Here is a 20,506-nt window from a genome sequence, read left to right on the forward strand (position 1 = left end):
GTCGGTCAGGCGCCGAGTTCGCGAACCGCCTGGGCGAACGCGTCACCGCGCTTGTTGTAGTTGGCGAACATGTCCATGGAGGCGCAGGCCGGGGCGAGCAGCACCGTGTCGCCGGCGGCGGCGAGCCGCTGTGCCTCCTGGACAGCCGCGAGCATCGCCCCAGTGTCGGTCCGGTCGAGGTCGACGACGGGTACTTCCGGCGCGTGTCGCGCGAGGGCTTCGCGGATCAGCGCGCGATCGGCGCCGATCAGCACCACGCCCCGAAGGTGCTTGGCGGACTTGGCGACGAGTTCGTCGAAGGTGGCGCCCTTGGCGAGTCCGCCCGCGATCCACACGATCGACTCGTAGGCCGCCAACGAGGCTTCCGCCGCATGGGTGTTGGTGGCCTTGGAGTCGTCGATGTACGCGACACCGTCCACATCGGCCACGTGCGCGATGCGGTGCGCGTCGGGCGTGAAGGCCCGCAGCCCGTCCCGTACGGCCTTGGCGGGCACCCCGAAGGCGCGCGCGAGGGCAGCGGCGGCAAGGGCGTTGGCGATGTTGTGCGGGGCGGGCGGATTGACGTCGGAGACTTCCGCCAGCTCCTGCGCGTTCTTCTGCCGGTCCTCGACGAAGGCACGGTCCACCAGAATGCCGTCCACGACGCCGAGTTGGGACGGCGCGGGGCTGCCGAGGGTGAAGCCGATCGCCCGGCACCCCTCCTCGACGTCGGCCTCGCGGACCAGGTCCTCGGTGGCCTTGTCGGCGACGTTGTAGACGCAGGCGACCCGATTGCCTTCGTAGATACGGCCCTTGTCGGCGGCGTACGCCTCCATCGAGCCGTGCCAGTCGAGGTGATCGGGCGCCAGATTCAGGACGGCGGCGGAGTGGGCGCGCAGCGAGGGCGCCCAGTGCAGCTGATAGCTCGACAGTTCCACGGCGAGGACGTCGTACTGCTCGTCCCCGAGTACGGCGTCGAGGACCGAGACCCCGATGTTGCCGATGGCGGCCGTGCGCAGACCCGCCGCCTTCAGGATGGAGGCGAGCATCTGGACCGTGGTGGTCTTGCCGTTGGTGCCGGTGACGGCCAGCCAGGGGGCCGCATCGGGGCCGCGCAGACGCCACGCCAGCTCCACGTCCCCCCACACCGGAACGCCCGCCTCACGCGCCGCCGTGAACAGCGGCTTGTCGGGCTTCCAGCCGGGGGTGGTGACGATCAGTTCGGTGCCGTCGGGCAGGGTCCCCGCGGCAGGGTCGCCGAGGCGCACGGTGATGCCGAGCGCCTCCAACTCCGCCGCCTGGGCCCGGGAGCGCTCCTCGTCGCCGTCGTTGACGACCGTGACGAGCGCGCCGAGGCCGTGCAGGACCTTGGCCGCCGGGATCCCGGAGACACCGAGCCCGGCGACGGTGACGTGCTTGCCCTCGAAGGAGAGCCCCTGCCCTTCGGTCACTTTTTCGCTGCCCATCCCGCGTAGAAGAGGCCCAGGCCGACGATCACGCAGATGCCCTGGATGATCCAGAAACGGACCACCACGAGCACTTCGGACCAGCCCTTGAGTTCGAAGTGGTGCTGGAGCGGGGCCATGCGGAAGACCCGCTTGCCGGTGAGCTTGAAGGAGCCGACCTGGATGACCACGGACATGGTAATGAGGACGAAGAGGCCACCCATGATGGCGACGAGCAGCTCCGTGCGGGAGAGGATCGCCAGACCGGTGAGGACACCGCCGAGGGCGAGTGAGCCCGTGTCTCCCATGAAGATCTTGGCCGGCGAGGTGTTCCACCACAGGAAGCCCAGGCAGGCGCCCATCAGTGCCGAGGCGATGACCGCGAGGTCGAGCGGATCGCGTACTTCGTAGCAGGCGTTCGGGTTGGTCAGGGTCTGCGCGTTGGCGCAGGACTCCTGGAACTGCCAGACACCGATGAAGGTGTAGGCACCGAAGACGAGCACCGAGGCGCCGGTGGCGAGGCCGTCCAGACCGTCCGTCAGGTTCACGCCGTTCGACATCGCGAGGATCATGAACAGCGCCCAGATCACGAAAATGATCGGGCCGAGCTTCCAGCCGAAGTCCGTGATGAACGACAGCTTCGTGGAGGCCGGGGTGTTGCCGCTGGCGTCCTTGAACTGCAGGGCGAGCACCGCGAAGCTGATGCCGACGATCAGCTGGCCGGCCATCTTCGCCTTGGCCCGCAGGCCCAGCGAACGCCGCTTGACGATCTTGATGTAGTCGTCGAGGAAGCCGACCAGGCCCATGCCCACCATCAGACCGAGCACCAGCAGACCCGAATAGGTCGGCGCGTACCCGGTGATGACCTTGGACAGGAAGTACGCGGCGACCGTCGCGAAGATGAACGCGATACCGCCCATCGTCGGCGTACCGCGCTTGCTGGCGTGCTCGCGCGGGCCGTCGTCACGGATGTACTGGCCGTAGCCCTTGCGGGCCAGCAGCTTGATCAGCAGCGGGGTGCCCACCAGGGTCAGGAACAGGCCGATGACTCCTGAGAACAGGATCTGCTTCATCATCGGGCGGCAACCTCACCCTCGGTACCGGCCTCGACGAGCGCCTGCGCCACGCTCTCCAGACCGACCGACCGGGACGCCTTCACGAGAACGACGTCTCCCGGGCGCAACTCGCTGCGCAACAGGTCGACCGCCGCCTGTGCGTCGGACACGTGCACCGACTCCTCACCCCACGAACCCTCGTTATATGCGCCCAGTTGCAGCCAGGACGCTTCCCTGCCCCCGACCGCGACGAGCTTGCCGACATTGAGCCGGACGGCCAGCCGTCCGACCGCGTCGTGCTCGGCGAGCGCCTCGTCCCCCAGCTCGGCCATCTTGCCGAGCACCGCCCAGGTCCGCCGCCCCTTGCCCATGGCCGCGAGCGCGCGCAAGGCGGCTCGCATGGACTCGGGGTTCGCGTTGTAGGCGTCGTTGACGATGGTCACGCCGTCCGGTCGCTCGGTGACCTCCATCCGCCAGCGGGAGAGGGAGCCCGCCTCGGAGAGCGCGGTGGCGATCTCGTCTGCGGACATGCCCAGCTCATGGGCGACGGCGGCCGCGGCGAGCGCGTTCGACACGTGGTGCTCACCGTACAGGCGCATGGTCACTTCGCTGCACCCGGAGGGTGTGTGAAGGCTGAAGGCGGGCTGTCCGCTGTCCGTGAGTCTCACGTTCTCGGCCCGTACGTCCGCTTCGCCGGACTCTCCGAAAAGGATCACCTTCGCCTTCGTACGGGACGCCATGGCCCGTACGAGCGGATCGTCCGCGTTGAGGACCGCGACGCCGCCGTCTTCAACTGAAGGGAGCGCTTCTACGAGTTCGCCCTTTGCCTGTGCGATCTGCTCCCGGCCGCCGAACTCGCCGATGTGGGCGGTGCCGACGTTGAGGACGAGGCCGATCTGCGGGGGCGTCAGATCCGTGAGGTAGCGGATGTGACCGATCCCGCGGGCGCCCATCTCCAGGACGAGGAATCTCGTCTCGGCGGTGGCGCTCAGCGCGGTCAGCGGCAGCCCGATCTCGTTGTTGAACGATCCCGGTGTGAACACCGTGGGCGCCTTGCGCGCGAGCACCTGGGCGATGAGGTCCTTGGTGCTGGTCTTGCCCGCCGAGCCGGTAAGGGCGACGAGGGTCGCGCCGAGCCGTCGTACGACATGACGGGCGAGGGCGCCCAGAGCGCTCTGGGCGTCGTCCACGACGATCGCGGGGACGCCGACCGGGCGGGACGCCAGGAGGGCCACCGCGCCCGCCTCGACGACCGCGTCCGCGAAGTCGTGGCCGTCGACGTGCTCGCCGACGAAGGCGACGAAGAGGCTGCCGGGTTCCACTTCCCGGGAGTCGCGGACCACCGGGCCGGTGACCTGGACGGACGGATCCGGTATGTCGTGCGTCTGCCCGCCGACGACTTCTGCGATCTCGGCGAGGGAGAGGGCGATCACAAGTTCATCCCTGGGTCTTCTGGATAGCTTCGCGAAGCACCTGGCGGTCGTCGAAGGGACGGACCACTCCGGCGATGTCCTGGCCCTGCTCGTGGCCCTTGCCCGCGACCAGCACGGTGTCCCCCGGCTGTGCGCGGGCGACGGCGGCGGCGATGGCGTCGGCCCGGTCCTCGAAGACCTGGACCTCGCCACGCTCGTGCGCGGGCACCGACGCGGCGCCCTGGAGCATCGTCGCGAGGATCGCGAGGGGGTCCTCGGAGCGGGGGTTGTCGGAGGTCAGTACGGCGGTGTCGGCGAGCCGGGCCACCGCGGCGCCCATCGGCTCGCGCTTGGTCCTGTCCCGGTCGCCGCCGCAGCCGAGCACGACGTGCAGCTTGCCCTCGGTGACCTTGCGCAGCGCGCGCAGGACCGATTCGACGGCGTCCGTCTTGTGGGCGTAGTCGACGACCGCGAGATACGGCTGCCCGGCGTCCACGCGCTCCAGGCGGCCCGGCACGCCCGGTACCGCGGCGATGCCGTCAGCGGCGAGCTGCGGGTCGAGGCCGGCGGTGGCCAGGGCGGCGATCGCGGCGAGGGTGTTGGCCACGTTGAAGGAGCCGGCGAGCGGCGATCTGGCGGTGATCAGCTCGCCCTTGGGGCCGACCGCGGTCAACGTCGAGTCCATCGGGCCGACTTCGACGTCCTGGGCGCGCCAGTCGGCGTCCGGGTGGCCCTCGGCGGAGTAGGTGACCACGGGGACCGTGGCCTCGGCGGCGAGCCTGCGGCCGTAGGCGTCGTCGAGGTTGACCACGCCCTGGCGGCTGCGCAGCGGTGTGAACAGCTGGGCCTTGGCCTGGAAGTAGTCCTCCATGCCCGAGTGGAACTCCATGTGTTCCGGGCTGAGGTTGGTGAAGACCGCGATGTCGAAGATGCAGGCGTCGACCCGGCCGAGGACCAGCGCGTGGCTGGAGACCTCCATGGCGACCGCGTCGACCCCGCGCTCCAGCATGACCGCGAACAGGGCCTGGAGATCGGTGGCTTCGGGGGTCGTGCGCTCCGACTTGATGCGCTCGTCGCCGATGCGCATCTCGACCGTGCCGATCAGACCCGTGGCCCGGACCGTTTTCAGGCCGCCCTCTACGAGGTAGGCCGTGGTGGTCTTGCCGGACGTTCCGGTGATGCCGATCTGGAGCAGATCGCGGCCGGGGTGACCGTAGATGGTCGCCGCCAGCTCGCCCATCTGCCCGCGCGGGTCATCGACGACCAGCACCGGCAGGCCGGTCGCGGCCGCGCGGTCGGCACCGGCCGGGTCCGTCAGGACGGCGACGGCACCGAGGCCGGCCGCCTGCGTGACGAAGTCGGCGCCGTGCAGACGGGCGCCGGGCAGCGCGGCGTACAGGTCGCCGGGGCGGACGGCGCGCGAGTCATGGGTGATGCCCGTGATCTCGGCGGTCGGCACCGGCGCTGTCGTCATGGTCACGGCGGCGGCCAGTTCGTCGGCGAGTTCCGCAAGGGGTGTGGCGGAGATCCGCGCCGGCCTGGGCGGCCCCGGGTAGGTCACGGATGCGCCCTTCTGGGGGGTTTGGGACTGATCGGCGGGTGGCACGGCGGTGAGCGTACCGGGCGCACCGGCCCCGGAGCGAAGTGAGGGGCGGGGCCTGCTGTCCTGCTGGCCCTGGTTCCCGGACTGGGAGGTGATCATGGTCACGGATCGGTTCCTGGCTGTTGCGCTGATCAGGGCGTGAAGGTCACGGGCAGATTCGCGGCCTTCGCCCCGGTGGGCGGGACCTGGAGGGTCTTGAGGGCGAACTCCATCACCTGCTTGTAGATCGGTCCGCAGATCTGACCGCCGAAGTAGCTTCCGCTGGTGGCGTTCTGGATCGCGCAGTAGACGGTGATGCGGGGGTTGTCGGCGGGCGCGAACCCGGCGAACGACGAGGTGTAGCCCTTGTACTTGCCGGTGGCCGGATCCACGCGGTTGGCGGTGCCGGTCTTGCCCGCGACCCGGTACCCCGGAATGGCGGCCTTACCGCCCGTGCCCTGCTCGTCGTCCACCACGGACTCCAGCATCTGGGCGAGGGTCTTCGCCGTCTTCGCACTGATGACCCGGGTCTTCTTGGGCGTCGCCGCGGGCGTGAAGCGGCCGTCGGGCCCCTTCGTGCCGCGCACCAGGGTGGGCTCGACGCGGACTCCGCCGTTGGCGACCGTCGAGTAGACGGAGGCCGCCTGGAGCGCGTTGAGGGACATGCCCTGGCCGAAAGGAATCGTGTACTGCTGCGAGGTCGACCACTTGTCGGCGGGCGCGAGGATGCCCTTGGTCTCGCCGGGGAAGTTCAGCCCGCTGTAGCTGCCGATGCCGAACTTGCGCAGATACGAGTACAGGACCTGGTTGGCCTCGGGCTGGGTCTTGCCGAGCTGGCCGGCCGCCTCGATGGTCCCGATGTTGCTTGACTTCGCGAGGACGCCGTTGAGCGTCAGGTTCCAGGTGGCGTGGTCCACGTCGTCCTGGAAGAGCCGGTCGCCGCGGTGCAGCCGGTTCGGCACGACGACATGCGTCAGCGGGGTGGCCGCGTTCTCCTGCAGTACGGCGGCCATCGTCATGACCTTGGCGGTGGAACCGGGCTCGTAGGCGTCCTGGAGGGCCGCGTTGCCCAGGGAGGCCGCGTTCGCCTGCGCGAGGTCGTTCGGGTCGAAGCCGGGCGCGTTGGCCATGGCGAGGATCTCCCCGGTGCGGGTGTCCTGCACTATCACGTACCCGCGGTCCGCCTTGGACTTCTTCACCTGCTCGGTGATGGCGTTCTGCGCGGCCCACTGGATGTCGCGGTCGATCGTCAGCTCCACGTCGGAACCGGGCACCGCCGGCGTCTCGGTGGAGCCCGCGGTGGGCACCTGGAGACCGCCGGACTGGGCGTAACGGACCTTGCCGTCCTTGCCGGTGAGGTCCTTGTTCAGCTGCTGCTCGATCCCGCCGCCGCCCTTGCCGTCGGCGTTGACCCAGCCCAGTATCCCGGCGGCGAGATCGCCGTTCGGGTACACGCGCTTGGTGGTGGGGACGGCGAGGACACCGGCAAGGACGTTGACCGTGGTCGGGTCGGTTCCGGACTTGGTGGTGAGCGCGCTCTTCAGGTCCTTGATCTGCTTCCAGACCTGCGGGGTCTGCCGGTTGGCGAGCACCACGTAGCGCAGGTTCTTGTTCGCGGGCCTGAGCTTCTTGACGAGGGAGGCCTGGTCCACGCCGAGGATCGGGGCGAGGAGGGCGGCCGCCTGTTCGGGCCCGTCGTCGATCTTCAGCTGCTTGCGGGTGAACAGGGTCGGGTCCGCGGTGATCGTGTACGCGTCCACGCTGGTCGCGAGCGCCACCCCGGAACGGTCGGTGATCTCGCCGCGCTCGGCGGCCAGGACGTAGTCGACGTACCGGTTCTGCGCGGCTTTGGCGGCGTACGCGCTCGCGTCGACGGCCTGCACCTGGAGCAGTCGTACGACGAACGCGATGAGGACGAGGGTCAGCGCGAGGCTGATCATGCGCAGCCGGGGGCGGGGGCTGCCGAGCCGGAGGGAGCGCGGGCCCGCCGGGCGGGCGCCGGAGGAATAGCCAGGGGTATGAGATGCAGGAGGGGGCGAGGCCGGGCGGCGGGCCGGACGGGCGCCGGGACCGGGGCGGCGCCGAGGGGCGTTACCGCCCTCTGGCCGTTCGGGCCTGGCCGGTCCGGGCACTCGGCGGCGCGGCGGTTCCCTGTCGGACACTTCCGTCACCTGCCGGGGGTTGTCGGGGTGGAGGACTGTGCTGTGGATGACTGCGCTGTGGAGGTCTGGGTTGTAGAGGTCTGTGCCGTAGAGGTCTGCGCGGGCCGGGTCACGACGGGGGTGGCCGCGGGGGCCGGTGCCGGTACGGCGGCCGCGGGGCCCGGGCTCGAACTTGGGCTCGGGCTCGGCCTGCTGACGAGTGCTTCGGGTGCGAGGACCACCGGTGCGCTCACGGTCTTGGCGGCGGCCTGCTCCGGGACACCCTTCACCGTCCCATTGGGGTCGAGGAAGGCGGGGTCCCCGCCGGGCACCATGCCCAGCTCGTGGGCGCGGCGCTGGAGGGCGTCGGGGGCGGAGTAGGCGTCGACGTCCCGCTGGAGGGCCTGTTCCTCGTCGGTGAGGCTCTTCGTCTGCTTCTGGAGGTCGTCCAGCTTGAACTGCCCCTCGCTGAGCGCGGAGTTCAGCACGAGCAGCGCGATCAGGCCGCCGCCTAGGAGGAGCACTACGAGGAGGACGAACGGGGTACGGGCCGCCTGGATCCCACCTGTCTGGATCCCACCTGCCTGCGCGGGCCCGGTCGGGAAGAGCCGCGCGAAACGGGCAGCCCTGCCCCTCAGTTCGGGTTTCCTACTCACTCACGCCCCCGAGTTGGAATATCAAACTCAATCAACGACGTCCTCCCTGATGCGCTGAGCCCCCCGCAGCCGCGCGGGTGCCGCTCGCCGGTTCTCGGCGACCTCTTCCTCGGTGGGAAGTTCGGCACCGCGCGTCAGGAGCTTGAGCCGGGGCTGGTACCGCTCGGGCACGACCGGCAGCCCAGGAGGCGCGGTGTTGGCGGCGCCGGCCGCGAACACCTGCTTGACCAGGCGGTCTTCGAGCGAGTGGTACGACAGGACGGCGATCCGGCCGCCCACGGCAAGCGACTTCACGGCGGCGGGGATCGCGCTCTCCAGGACGGACAGTTCGCCGTTGACCTCGATGCGCAGCGCCTGGAAGGTGCGCTTGGCCGGGTTGCCGCCGGTGCGCTTGGCGGCCTGCGGCAGCGAGTCGCGGATCAGCTCGACGAGCCGCGCGCTGTTGCTGAACGGCTCCTTGTCGCGCTCACGGACGACCGCGGAGACGATCCGCTTGGCCTGCTTCTCCTCGCCGTACGCCCGCAGGATGCGGACGAGTTCACCGGGCGCGTAGGTGTTGAGGACCTCGGCGGCGCTGATGCCGGTCGTCTGGTCCATGCGCATGTCGAGGGGGGCGTCCTGGGCGTAGGCGAAGCCGCGGTCGGCCTCGTCGAGCTGCATGGAGGAGACGCCGAGGTCGAACAGAACGCCCTCCACGCGCGCGAGGCCGAGCCGCTCCAGTACGTCGGGCAGCTCGTCGTAGACCGCGTGCACGAGGGTGGCGCGGTCGCCGAAGGGGGCGAGGCGCTCACCGGAGAGGCGCAGGGCCTCCTTGTCGCGGTCGAGGGCGACGAGGCGGGCCTCGGGGAACCGGGTCAGCAGGGCCTCGCTGTGCCCGCCGAGGCCGAGCGTGCAGTCGACGACCACCGCGCCCGGCCGCTCCAGCGCGGGGGCCAACATGTCCAGGCACCGCTGGAGCATCACCGGGACGTGTCGACTCTGGCTCAAGGGGCCCTCTCAGATCCGGCACGGGCCCTACGCACCGCCGGGTCCCCGCCCGCTGATGAAAGGGAAGCCTGCCGGCGCCGAAAGCGTCAGCCGACCGGGAGCGGGAGGAGGCCGAGCCGTACGTACGCGCCGCGCACGTGTCGTTCAAGCTGGGGGAGAATCCGGAAGGTCGCCGGGGTCTCCGGGAAAAGTCCAGCAGGGAGGGCCTCGCCTCCCGCTTCGCGCAACTTTAGTCCACGCTGTCTCACGGTCAATCAACCGGCCTGCGCGTCGCGGGCCCGGGTGCGTGCGATGCCTCAAAACGGGAAGAATCACCCGGACGGGTGCACCCCCGCCACCCGTGTGGGTTACCTCACAAGAGGACGCAATGACGCTCTTTTTCCCGTCCCGCACCAAGACCGCACCGCCGGTGACCAGTACCGTCATAGGTATGACGACCTCCGCATCCGTACCCACAGAGTCCGAAGGCGCCATAACCGACGGCGGGACCGTGACGGACCGCCTCGTCGAGGCCAACGAGCAGTACGCCGCCGCCTTCACCGATCCCGGCATGGACGCCCGCCCCGTTCTGCAGGTGGCCGTGGTGGCCTGCATGGACGCCCGTCTCGACCTGCACGCCGCGCTCGGCCTGGAGCTGGGCGACTGCCACACCATCCGCAACGCGGGCGGTGTGGTCACCGACGACGTGATCCGTTCCCTCACCATCAGCCAGCGGGCGCTCGGCACCCGCAGTGTGGTTCTCATCCACCACACCGGCTGCGGCCTGGAGTCCCTCACCGAGGAGTTCCGGCACGACCTGGAGATGGAGGTCGGCCAGCGCCCCGCCTGGGCGGTGGAGGCCTTCCGGGACGTCGAGCAGGACGTACGGCAGTCCATGCAGCGTGTGCGCACCTCGCCGTTCCTGCTGCACACTGATGATGTGCGCGGCTTCGTCTTCGACGTGAAGTCGGGTCTGCTGCGCGAGATCGACCCCGCCTGACGCGCCCGCCCGCCCCGAAACTTCGAAAAGTTCGCCCCTCGGACCGCCCAAAAGGTCGTAAGACCCGACAAAGCGAAGGCAGTTGTCCACAGGCGAGTGACACGAACCGGTAACGGCAACAAGAATGCGGGTGTGGCGTCACGCGGAACTTTTCCCGCGTGCCGTCCGTGTTTCGGGGTGGGCCGGTCCGCAGTGCGTGCGCCGGCCCATGGAAAGAACGGGCCGAGGAGGGCCGGGTGACGACCTATGACGATCGAGCGAGCCTTACAGATCTGACCGCCACTGTGGAGCGAGTCCGCAGTTCGGTGGAAGGAGTGATCGAGGGCAAGCCCGAGGTCGTACGGCTTTCGCTGACCGTGCTGCTCGCCGAGGGACATCTTCTGATCGAGGACGTTCCAGGTGTGGGCAAGACAATGCTGGCCAAGGCGCTGGCGCGGTCGATCGACTGTTCGGTGCGGCGAATCCAGTTCACGCCCGACCTGCTGCCCTCGGACATCACCGGTGTGTCCATCTGGGACCAGCAGCAGCGGGACTTCGAGTTCAAACCGGGCGCGATCTTCGCGCAGATCGTGATCGGCGACGAGATCAACCGCGCCTCGCCGAAGACCCAGTCCGCGCTCCTGGAGTCCATGGAGGAGCGGCAGGTCACCATCGACGGCCAGACCTACGAGCTGCCCAGCCCCTTCATGGTGGTCGCCACGCAGAACCCGGTCGAGATGGAGGGCACCTATCCGCTGCCCGAGGCGCAGCGCGACCGCTTCATGGCCCGGGTCTCCATCGGCTATCCCAGCGCGGAGGCCGAGCTGCAGATGCTGGACATCCACGGCGGGGTGAGCCCGCTGGACGACCTCCAGCCCGTGGCCCACGCGCACGACATCGTCAAGCTGGTCGAGGCGGTCCGCGGCGTCCATGTCGCCGACCCGGTGCGCAGGTACGCGGTGGACCTGGTCTCCGCCACGCGCAACCACCCCGACCTCAGACTCGGCGCCTCCCCGCGCGCGACGCTGCACCTGCTGCGCGCGGCGAAGGCCTCCGCCGCCCTGAGCGGCCGTGAGTACGCGCTGCCGGACGACATCCAGGCGCTCGCGGTCGCGGTCCTGGCGCACCGCCTGCTGCCCACCGCGCAGGCCCAGCTGAACCGTCGTACGGCGGAGCAGGTCGTCCAGGAGATCCTCCAGCGCACCCCCGTGCCCGCGGCGCCGGCCCCGCAGAGCGGCCTGGGCCTCGGGGCGTACGGGCAGCAGCCTCCCCGGAGGCTGTGATGACCACCGGGGAGGCGGAGACCGACCGGGACGAGAAGGGCGGTGTCCGTACGGCCCTGGCCGGGCTGACGACCCGTGGACGCTCCTTCCTGGCCGCCGGTATCGCCGCCGCGGTGTGCGCGTACGTCCTGGGGCAGAGCGATCTGCTCCGGGTCGGGCTGCTGCTGGCCGTGCTGCCCCTGGTCTGCGCGACCGTGCTCTACCGCACCCGCTACCGGGTGGCCGGCAGCCGCCGGCTCTCCCCCGCGCGCGTGCCCGCCGGCAGCGAGGCCCGCGTCCATCTGCGGATGGACAATGTCTCGCGGCTGCCCACGGCCCTGCTGATGCTCCAGGACCGGGTGCCGTACGTGCTCGGCCCGCGCCCCCGCTTCGTCCTGGACCGGGTCGAGGCGGGCGGCCGGCGCGAGGTGTCCTACCGGGTCCGCTCCGACCTGCGCGGCCGCTACCCCCTGGGCCCGCTCCAGCTCCGCCTGACGGACCCCTTCGGGATGTGCGAACTGACGCGCTCCTTCTCGACCTTCGACACCCTCACCGTCATCCCGCGCGTGGAGGCCGTCCCCCCGGTCCGCCTCAGCGGCGAGGCCAAGGGCTACGGCGACGGCCGCAACCGCTCGCTGGCCCTGGCGGGCGAGGACGACGTGATCCCGCGCGGGTACCGCTACGGCGACGACCTGCGCCGCGTGCACTGGCGCTCCACCGCGCGCTACGGCGAGCTGATGGTGCGCCGCGAGGAGCAGCCGCAGCGCGCCCGCTGCACGGTCCTGCTCGACACGCGGGGCATCGCCTTCGCGGGCCAGGGCCCGGACTCGGCCTTCGAGTGGGCCGTCTCCGGCGCCGCCTCCGTCCTGGTGCACATGCTGGAACGGGGCTTCTCCGTACGGCTGTTGAGCGACACCGGCAACTCGGTGCCGGGCCAGGACGCCGACGGGTTCGCGGGTGCGAGCCAGGAGTCGGCGGACGCGGCCGGGCTGATGATGGACACCCTCGCGGTGATCGACCACTCGGACGGCTCGGGCCTGTCCCGGGCCTACGACGTTCTGCGCGGCGGGAACGAAGGGCTGCTGGTGGCCTTCTTCGGCGACCTCGACGAGGAACAGGCCGCGGTGGTCGCGCGGATGCGCCAGCGCAGCGGGGGCGCCCTCGCCTTCGTGCTGGACAGCGACGGCTGGGTGCGTGAGTCGACCGATGTCCCCGGTGCCGGGGACGAGCCCGAGGAGCGGCTGCGGATGCTGCGCGACGCGGGCTGGACCGCTGTGGGCGTGCCGCGCGGCGCGTCCCTGACCGATCTGTGGCAACAGGCCGACCGGGAGCGGAACGGCATCACCGCGACCGGACTCGGGGAGGGATGGGCATGAGCGGGCGGGCACGACTGGCGATCTGCGCCTGGGTGGCCACACTGCTGGCGTCCTGCGCGATGTTGCCCCTGGTCTCCCCGGCGACCTGGATCATCCAGGCCGCCTTCATGCTGGCGATCCAGACCGGCGTGGGCGCGGCGACCCGGCGGGTGCCGCTGGCCCGGCCGCTGACGGTCGCGGCGCAGGCCCTGGTCACGCTGCTGATGCTGACCCTGGTCTTCGCGCACGCGCAGGCCCTCGCCGGGTTCGTCCCGGGCCCCGAGGCCTTCCAGCACTTCGCCGACCTGCTGCAGCAGGGCTCCGACGACGTCTCCCGGTACGCGATCCCGGCACCGCTGCACGACGGCATCCGGCTGATGCTCATCGGCGGTGTCCTGGTGATCGGCCTCGCGGTGGACACGCTCGCGGTCACCTTCCGCAGCGCGGCCCCGGCCGGACTGCCGCTGCTCGCGCTGTACTCGGTCGCCGCCGGGCTGTCCGAGAGCAGCGTCAGCTGGCTGTGGTTCCTGCTCGCCGCCGCCGGCTATCTGATGCTGCTGCTGGCCGAGGGCCGGGACCGGCTCGCCCAGTGGGGCCGCGTCTTCGGCGGGGCGCCCCGCACCACCCCGGGCTCGGACACCTCGGGCCCGCTCGCGCCGGTCCGCACCGGGCGGCGGATCGGCGCGGTCGCGATGGCCATCGCCCTGCTGCCGCTGCCGACCATCTCGGGCGGCCTGCTGGACGCGGCCGGGACCGGGGTGGGCGCGGGCAACGGAAGCGGCGGCACGATCTCCGCTGTCAACCCGCTGGTCTCGCTGCGCGACAGCCTGAACGTGGACGAGAACCGCCAGGTCCTGTCCGTGCGCACCAACACGAACGACATCTCGGACATGTATCTGCGGATCGTGTCCCTGGACGACTTCGACGGCACCACCTGGAAGCCGTCCCAGCGGCACATCCAGGGTGTGCCGAGCACGTTCCCGACCCCGACCGGTCTCGGCGCCGACATCAAGCGCTCGGAGATCAAGACCCGGATCTCGGCCGCGGACTGGTACGCCCAGGACTGGCTGCCGATGCCGTATCCGCCCAGCGGCGTGAGCATCGACGGCAGTTGGCGCTACGAACCGGTGGGCATGACGGTCGTCGGCGATCACGGGCAGAACACCCGCGGGGTGACCTACCAGGTCAGCAGCCTCGACGTGCAGCCGACCGCGGAGCAGCTGGCCACGGCCCCGGAGCCGTCGGCGACCCTGCGGAACCAGTACACGAAGGTGCCGAAGTCACTCCCGGCGGTGGTGGCCGACACCGCTCGCAAGGTCACCGCGGGTTCGACCAGTCACTACGAGCAGGCGGTCAAGCTCCAGGACTACTTCGCGGTGACCGGCGGCTTCCAGTACGACACCCAGGTGGACGTCGGCACCGGCCGCGACGCGATCGCCAAGTTCCTGAAGGACAAGCAGGGTTTCTGCGTCCACTTCTCCTTCGCGATGGCGGCGATGGCCCGCACCCTGGGCATCCCGGCCCGGGTCGCGGTGGGCTTCGCGCCGGGCACCCCGGAGGCGAACGGTTCGGTGTCGGTGGGCCTGAAGGACGCGCACGCCTGGCCCGAGCTGTACTTCGAGGGCGTGGGCTGGACCCGCTTCGAGCCGACTCCCAACCGGGGTTCGGTGCCGTCGTACACCCAGTCGACCACCCCCGGCAGCGACGTCCCGGACCCGGCCCTCCCCTCGACCTCGACGAGCACGGCGCCCTCCGCGGCCCCCTCGGCGAGCGAGAGCTGCACGGCCCAGCTGCGGAAGCTGGACGGCTGCGCGAGCCAGGCCCCGGCGATCGCGGCGGGCGGTGACCCGCACGATCCCTGGTGGTACGTGCAGATGGTGGCGCTGGGCCTGGGCGCGCTCCTGCTGCTGACGGTCCCGTTCTCGCCGATGCTGTGGCGGGCCCGGATGCGGTCCGTACGGCTGGGGGCGCACGGTCGTACGGAGGCGGAGGCGGCGGTCCACACGCTGGCGGTGTGGGAGGAACTGACCGATACGGCCTGGGACTTCGGGATCTCGCCCGACGAGTCGCTGACCCCGCGCAGGGCGGCGGCGCGGATCGTGGAACTCGGGCATCTCGATCCACCGTCGGCCGCCTCGGTGCACCGGGTGGCGGACGCCGTGGAGCAGGTCCTTTACGCGCCCCGGCCGCAGCTCGCGGCGGGGCTCGCGCAGGACGTCCGGCGCGTGGTCGTCGGGTTCCAGGACACGTCCGGCCGCTCCACGCGGCTGCGCGCACTGGTCGCCCCGCGCTCGACCGTCCGGGTGGTGTGGGCGCTGTCGGCCTGGCGGACGTCGGTGACGACGCGGGCGGCGGCACTGCGGCCGGCCCTGCGCAAGCCGTCCGGACAGCAGGGCTAGGGCCTGAAGAAACACAGCAGGGCATACAGGAGGGGGCGACCACCGGTTCGGTGGTCACCCCCTCACTCGTGTCTTGAGGAGCGCCGCGTGTGCTGCTTCCGCGGGGCCGGGTGCTGCTACTGGCCGCCCTGTTGCTCGTCGCGGCGGCGCTGCCAGCGCTGCTCGATACGATCCATCACCGAGCGCCGCTGCCGTCCCTGGCTGCGGGCGTGCGGAGCGCCTGCGGCAGGCTGTTCGCCAGGCTTGGGGGCCTTGCGCCAACCGGTCACGGCGAGTACCGCGCAGCCCAGCATGACGAGGAATCCCACCACGCTGACCCAAATCTGCAGCGTGACCATGCCGGCGATGAGGAGCGCGATACCTACGAGAAAGCCGGCCACTGCCTGGTAGACCCGTCGCCGGGTGTACGTGCGCAGGCCGCTTCCTTCGAGCGCTGTCGCGAACTTGGGGTCTTCGGCGTACAGCGCTCGCTCCATCTGCTCAAGCATTCGCTGCTCGTGCTCCGAGAGCGGCACGGAGTCCTCCTCATCGTGCAGTCGCCGGGGCGACCCGGGGGGTCCCTTCAGGATAGGCAGGGAATCGCCCCCGTGAAACCCGCCCCTCTACGCCAATTGGCCAACCGGAACCCGCCATGGCCGTTCCGACTCGCTGAGGCTTCCATTCCCCAGGAGCCGTCCCGTCATGCCGGGCGGTCTCCCTCGATCATACGGCGCCGGGCCCCCGATCGGGGGGCCTGTGGCGTACTCCATGTGCTGTCGAGCCCCTGATCAGGGGTCCGGCACGGGAGGCCACTCACGCCTCTCCGGCACCTCGGGTCTCGCCGAGCACATGAAGCTGCGTGGCCACGGAGTGGAACGCCGGGAGCTCGGCCGCCGCGGCCTCCAGCTTCAGCAGCGCGTCCAGGGCGCCGGGCTCGGTGTCCACGAGGACGCCGGGAACCAGGTCGGCGAAGACCCGCACCCCGTGCACGGCGCCGACGTCGAGGCCCGCGCCCTCGACGAACGCGGCGAGCTGCTCGGCGGTGAAACGGTGCGGGACGGGGTCGGCTTCGCCCCAGCGGCCGTTCGGGTCGTCGAGGGCCTGCCGGGCCTCCTTGAAGTGGCCGGCGAGAGCGCGCGCGAGCACGGCACCGCCGAGCCCGGCGGCGAGCAGGCTGAGGACGCCCTCGGGGCGCAGCGCGGCCACCACCGTGCGGACGCCCTCGGCGGGGTCGTCCACGTACTCCAGGACGCCGTGGCAGAGCACCGCGTCGTAGCCGCCGCGCTCGACCACGTCGAAGAGGCCGTGCGCGTCGCCCTGGACGCCCCGCACGCGGTCGGCGACACCGGCCTCGGCGGCGCGGCGCTCCAGCGCGAACAGCGCGTTCGGGCTGGGGTCGACGACGGTGACGCGGTGCCCGAGGCGGGCGACGGGCACCGCGAAGTTGCCGCTGCCGCCTCCGGTGTCGAGGACGTCCAGCGCGTCCCGACCCGTGGCCTTGACCCGCCGGTCGAGGGCGTCCTGAAGGACGTCCCAGACCACGGCGGTACGGAGGGAGGCGCGGGGGCGGCTCGGGTCCGACACGGCAGTTGACTCCTCGGCGCGGCACCGCCTGTGCACGGCGGAGCGAACGGGCTGCCTCCCCGGCCCGGGTGCGGGCGGAGGGAAGGCTTCAGGCGCCTTCCACCCTATTGCCTCCGGTGCCGTACCTGGTCATGTGTCTCACGCGGCGGAGCAGCATATCGATACTGCCCCGCGCCCCTTTGGGGCGCTGCTCACCCCGCGCGGTCCCCCGGCCGCTCCGGGTCCTGGCGTGGCTGGGGCAGGACCGGCTGGAGGACGAGCACCCGCTCGACCAGGCGCAGGAACATCGCCACGTCGCGTATGAGGTCGTCGGCGTCCCGGCGGGTCGCCGCGCCCTGGATGCCCGCCTCGGCCCGCGCGCGGCGCCGGGCGCCGGAGGCGAACAGGGCGCTCCACTCGGTGAGTTCGGGCGCGATCTCGGGGAGCACTTCCCAGGCGCTGCGGATACGGCCGCGGCGCCGGGCCGTGGGCTCGGGCTGGACGCGCGCGGCGAGTACCGCGGCGGCGGTGCGCAGGGCGGCCAAGTGGGCCGTGGCGTAGCGCTCGTTCGACGTTTCGAGGACGGCTGCCTCGTCCAGACCCGCGCGGGCCTGGGCGAGGAGGTCGAGGGCGGCTGGTGGGGCCGTGGCCCGGCGGAGCACGGGGTGCACGTCGCTCGCCGGGCCGGTCAGTGAGGGGGCAGGGCCGGAGGCGCGGCGCCGACGGGCGGCGGCTGCGGACGAGTTGGCCATGACGAACCTCCTGTCGTCGTGTGACGGCACGCCCAGTCAGGTAGTGCCGTATGTGCCCCATCGTGGGGTATGGCACTGACAATCCGTTCTGACCTGCGCTTTTGCTTCGATCGAAGGTTCGGGCTACTTTTTGCACTGACCAGTCAGTTCAAAAGTTGGCTTTGGGGCAGGGGGCGGGGAACCGTGAGCGGGGTCGGTGTCACAGCCGAGGACTTCGGGGTCGAGGGGCCGCGTGGCTGGGCGTTCCGGGGGGTCTCCCTGGACGCCGGGCCCGGCTCGCTGATCGCCGTCGAGGGGCCGTCCGGGTCCGGACGTACGAGTCTGCTGCTCGCGCTCACCGGGCGGATGAAGGCGTCCGAAGGGACCGCCGCCGTGGGTGAGTTCACGCTCCCGAAGCAGTCGGCGGCCGTGCGGCGGGTCAGCGCGCTGGCCAATGTTGCCGGGGTCACCGACCTCGAACCGGCGCTGACCGTCGGCGAGCATCTGCGCGAACGGGCGCTGCTGCAACGGCGGTTCGGGGACTCGGTACGCGGGCTGCTGCGGCCCCGCACCGAGCGCGCCGTGGAGGCGGGGCTGCGGATCGAGGGGGCGCTGACCGCCGCCGGGCTCGACCGCGAGGCGCTGCCCAAGGGCGCGCGGACCGCCGTACGGGATCTGGAACGGCCGCAGGAATTGCGGCTGTCCATCGCGCTTGCGCTCATCGGGCGGCCCGCGCTGCTCGGCGTGGACGACGTCGACCTCAAGCTCTCGGATGCCGAACGGGCAGAGATCTGGGCGCTGTTGAGGTCGCTCGCCGATTCCGGAACGACTGTCGTAGCGGTGTCCACCGAGGGGACGGAGAAGGCCGATGCACGCGCCACGACTGGCCGCGCTTGAGCTCAGGCGCTTCGGCAGGGGGAAGCTGCCGCGCGCGGCGCTCGTCGCCCTCCTGCTGCTGCCGCTGCTCTACGGCGCCTTGTACCTGTGGTCCTTCTGGGACCCGTACGGCCGCCTGGACCGTATCCCCGTGGCGCTCGTCAACGACGACAAGGGGGCGAGTGCCGACGGAAAGAGGGTCACGGCGGGCGACGACATCACCAAGGGGCTGCGGGACAGCGGGACGTTCGACTGGCACGAGGTGAGTGCGGCCACCGCGCGGAAGGGGGTCGAGGACGGCACGTACTACTTGTCGCTGACCATGCCGGCCGACTTCAGCGAGCGCGTCACCTCCAGCGCGGGCGACTCCCCGGAGACGGGCGCGCTCCAGGTGCGGACGAACGACGCGAACAACTACATCGTCGGGCAGATCTCCCGGACGGTGTTCAGCGAGGTGCGGTCGGCCGCGTCCACCAAGGCCTCGCGGACCTTCCTGGACCGGATCTTCGTGTCGTTCTCCGACATCCACGGCCAGACCGTGAAGGCCGCGGACGGCGCCGACAAGCTCAAGGGCGGCATCGGTACGGCCGAGGAGGGTTCCAAGGATCTCGCCGACGGCCTGAAGGACGCCAAGAAGGGCAGCGGCAAGCTCTCCAAGGGCCTGAAGAAGCTGGACACGGGCGCGGGCGACCTGGAGGACGGCTCGCGGCAGGTGGCGGCGGGGACGCAGACCCTCGCGAACACGGTCAACGGGGTCGCCGACAAGGTGGGTCCCTTCCTCAAGGACAACGAGAAGACCATCGGGGACACCGCCCAACTGGTCGCCGATTCCGCCAGGACCATCCGCGGGAACCTCGATGTCCTGGTGAAGACGGCGCCGGTCGCCGCCAAGGGCGCGCACGCGGCCTCGGACACCCTGGACGACGTCTACAGGGCACGCTGCGAAGGCGTCGTCCTGAAGGATGACGCCTGCCCCGACCTGAAGAAGGCCGCTACGGCCGCCTCCGACGTGGCCAAGGTCGCCGACGACGTGAACAGCCTGGTCGCCGACCAGAACGGCGACCTGAAGAAGCTCGACACGAACCTGGCCACGCTCCAGACGCAGGCCCAGGCGCTCGCCGACCGCGCCCCGCACCTCTCCGAGGACCTCGACGACGCCGTGGCCAAGGTCAACAGGCTGAACGACGGTGCCTCGAAGGTGGCCGCGGGCGCCAAGACCCTGCACACCGGGCTCGGCACCGCGAAGGCAGGCGCCGCCGACCTGGACGCCGGTGTCGGCAGGCTGAGGACGGGCGCCGTGGACCTCAACGGCGGCCTGTACAGGCTCGTCGACGGCTCCGGGAAGCTCGCCGGCGGTCTGCACGACGGCGCCGCGCAGATCCCGGACTACGACAAGCAGGACCGCGACCAGCGCACCGGTGTCATGGCCGACCCGGTCCAACTGGCCTCCCAGGACCTGCACAAGGCGCCCAACTACGGCACCGGATTCGCCCCGTACTTCATCCCGCTGTCCCTGTGGGTGGGCGCGATGGTGGCCTACATGCTGATCGCGCCCATGAGCCGGCGCGCGCTCGCCGCCGGTGCCTCGGCCTGGCGGATCGCGCTCGCGGGCTGGCTGCCGGTGGTCGCGGTCGGGGTGCTCCAGACGGTGGCCCTGATGGCCGTACTGCACTGGGCGATCGGCCTGGAGATGGCGCGGGCGGCCGGCACGGTCGGCTTCCTGTTCCTGGTGACGGCGTGCTTCGCGGCCATCGTGCAGTGGCTGAACGCACGCTTCGGAGCGGCGGGCCGGATCCTCGTACTCGCCCTGCTGATGCTCCAGTTGACGTCGGCGGGCGGCACCTATCCGGTGCAGACCAGTCCGGGTTTCTTCAACGCGATCCACCCCTTCCTGCCGATGAGTTACGTCGTCGAGGCCCTACGGAGGCTCATCACGGGCGGTGGCCTGGGACCCGTGTGGCACGCGTGCGTGGTGCTCGTCGCCTTCACCGCCGGGGCGCTCGCGCTGACCGCGCTGTCGGCGCGCCGCCGCCAGGTGTGGACGCTCGACCGGCTGCACCCGGAGCTGAGCCTGTGAGCGCGCGCGGGACCTCGACACCCGTGCCCGCGGCGGCAGCCGGGCCTGT

The 20,506-nt window shown here is 71.1% G+C and carries 16 protein-coding genes; 6 read left to right on the top strand and 10 right to left on the bottom strand.

Annotation, left to right across the window (positions count from 1 at the left end; translation table 11 throughout):
- Window positions 1-5: 5 nt before the first annotated feature.
- From murD to rsmH, 7 genes are all read right to left on the bottom strand, one after another.
- Complete coding sequence (murD, locus tag ACGFY9_RS09350; RefSeq protein WP_393753125.1) at window positions 6-1,445, bottom strand: UDP-N-acetylmuramoyl-L-alanine--D-glutamate ligase; 1,440 nt, start codon at window positions 1,443-1,445, stop codon at window positions 6-8.
- Window positions 1,427-2,500, bottom strand: a complete 1,074-nt coding sequence (gene mraY, locus ACGFY9_RS09355) for a phospho-N-acetylmuramoyl-pentapeptide-transferase (protein WP_393753126.1) — start codon at window positions 2,498-2,500, stop codon at window positions 1,427-1,429. The genes murD and mraY overlap by 19 nt, the downstream gene beginning before the upstream one ends.
- Window positions 2,497-3,912, bottom strand: a complete 1,416-nt coding sequence (gene murF, locus ACGFY9_RS09360; protein ID WP_393753127.1) for a UDP-N-acetylmuramoyl-tripeptide--D-alanyl-D-alanine ligase — start codon at window positions 3,910-3,912, stop codon at window positions 2,497-2,499. The genes mraY and murF overlap by 4 nt, the downstream gene beginning before the upstream one ends.
- Window positions 3,913-3,916: 4 nt before the next feature.
- Complete coding sequence (locus ACGFY9_RS09365; RefSeq protein ID WP_393753379.1) at window positions 3,917-5,452, bottom strand: UDP-N-acetylmuramoyl-L-alanyl-D-glutamate--2,6-diaminopimelate ligase; 1,536 nt, start codon at window positions 5,450-5,452, stop codon at window positions 3,917-3,919.
- A gap of 173 nt (window positions 5,453-5,625) precedes the next feature.
- Window positions 5,626-7,635, bottom strand: a complete 2,010-nt coding sequence (locus tag ACGFY9_RS09370) for a peptidoglycan D,D-transpeptidase FtsI family protein (RefSeq protein ID WP_393753128.1) — start codon at window positions 7,633-7,635, stop codon at window positions 5,626-5,628.
- 5 nt (window positions 7,636-7,640) lie between these two features.
- Complete coding sequence (locus tag ACGFY9_RS09375) at window positions 7,641-8,270, bottom strand: septum formation initiator family protein (RefSeq protein ID WP_393753129.1); 630 nt, start codon at window positions 8,268-8,270, stop codon at window positions 7,641-7,643.
- 27 nt (window positions 8,271-8,297) lie between these two features.
- Window positions 8,298-9,257, bottom strand: a complete 960-nt coding sequence (gene rsmH / locus ACGFY9_RS09380) for a 16S rRNA (cytosine(1402)-N(4))-methyltransferase RsmH (RefSeq protein ID WP_393753130.1) — start codon at window positions 9,255-9,257, stop codon at window positions 8,298-8,300.
- A 430-nt stretch (window positions 9,258-9,687) separates the two neighbouring features.
- On the opposite strand from rsmH, the gene ACGFY9_RS09385 reads away from it, so the two are divergent.
- The 4 genes from ACGFY9_RS09385 to ACGFY9_RS09400 all read left to right on the top strand — a co-directional run bounded on the left by ACGFY9_RS09385 (window position 9,688) and on the right by ACGFY9_RS09400 (window position 15,231).
- Entirely contained in the window at window positions 9,688-10,236 is a 549-nt protein-coding gene (locus tag ACGFY9_RS09385; RefSeq protein WP_393753131.1) for a beta-class carbonic anhydrase, read from the top strand.
- Between the two features lie 236 nt (window positions 10,237-10,472).
- On the top strand, window positions 10,473-11,498 hold the full coding sequence (locus ACGFY9_RS09390; RefSeq protein ID WP_393753132.1) for an AAA family ATPase: 1,026 nt from the start codon (window positions 10,473-10,475) through the stop codon (window positions 11,496-11,498).
- The gene (locus tag ACGFY9_RS09395) at window positions 11,498-12,853 is read left to right on the top strand and encodes a DUF58 domain-containing protein (protein WP_393753133.1); all 1,356 of its coding nucleotides are present in this window, start codon (window positions 11,498-11,500) and stop codon (window positions 12,851-12,853) included. The genes ACGFY9_RS09390 and ACGFY9_RS09395 overlap by 1 nt, the downstream gene beginning before the upstream one ends.
- Window positions 12,850-15,231 carry a DUF3488 and DUF4129 domain-containing transglutaminase family protein gene (locus ACGFY9_RS09400; RefSeq protein ID WP_393753134.1) on the top strand — a complete coding sequence of 794 codons (2,382 nt, stop codon included), beginning with the start codon at window positions 12,850-12,852 and terminating at the stop codon, window positions 15,229-15,231. The genes ACGFY9_RS09395 and ACGFY9_RS09400 overlap by 4 nt, the downstream gene beginning before the upstream one ends.
- Window positions 15,232-15,347: 116 nt before the next feature.
- Here the strand turns inward: ACGFY9_RS09400 and ACGFY9_RS09405 are convergent, their stop codons facing one another.
- The 3 genes from ACGFY9_RS09405 to ACGFY9_RS09415 form a co-directional block, all read right to left on the bottom strand.
- The gene (locus ACGFY9_RS09405) at window positions 15,348-15,746 is read right to left on the bottom strand and encodes a DUF3040 domain-containing protein (protein WP_327404724.1); all 399 of its coding nucleotides are present in this window, start codon (window positions 15,744-15,746) and stop codon (window positions 15,348-15,350) included.
- A 277-nt stretch (window positions 15,747-16,023) separates the two neighbouring features.
- Window positions 16,024-16,794 carry a methyltransferase gene (locus tag ACGFY9_RS09410; RefSeq protein WP_393753135.1) on the bottom strand — a complete coding sequence of 257 codons (771 nt, stop codon included), beginning with the start codon at window positions 16,792-16,794 and terminating at the stop codon, window positions 16,024-16,026.
- Window positions 16,795-16,985: 191 nt separating this feature from the next.
- A complete protein-coding gene (locus ACGFY9_RS09415; protein ID WP_393753136.1) occupies window positions 16,986-17,525 on the bottom strand; it encodes an SAV_6107 family HEPN domain-containing protein in 540 nt (179 codons plus the stop codon).
- Window positions 17,526-17,708: 183 nt separating this feature from the next.
- On the opposite strand from ACGFY9_RS09415, the gene ACGFY9_RS09420 reads away from it, so the two are divergent.
- Both ACGFY9_RS09420 and ACGFY9_RS09425 read left to right on the top strand, forming a co-directional pair.
- Window positions 17,709-18,401, top strand: coding sequence for an ATP-binding cassette domain-containing protein (locus ACGFY9_RS09420; protein WP_393753137.1), 693 nt, complete (start codon window positions 17,709-17,711; stop codon window positions 18,399-18,401).
- Window positions 18,373-20,457, top strand: a complete 2,085-nt coding sequence (locus ACGFY9_RS09425; RefSeq protein ID WP_393753138.1) for a YhgE/Pip family protein — start codon at window positions 18,373-18,375, stop codon at window positions 20,455-20,457. Before ACGFY9_RS09420 ends, ACGFY9_RS09425 begins: the two co-directional genes overlap by 29 nt.
- Window positions 20,458-20,506 lie beyond the last annotated feature (49 nt).

Source organism: Streptomyces sp. NPDC048504 (genome assembly GCF_043200035.1).
In the GTDB taxonomy this organism is placed as follows: Bacteria; Actinomycetota; Actinomycetes; order Streptomycetales; family Streptomycetaceae; genus Streptomyces.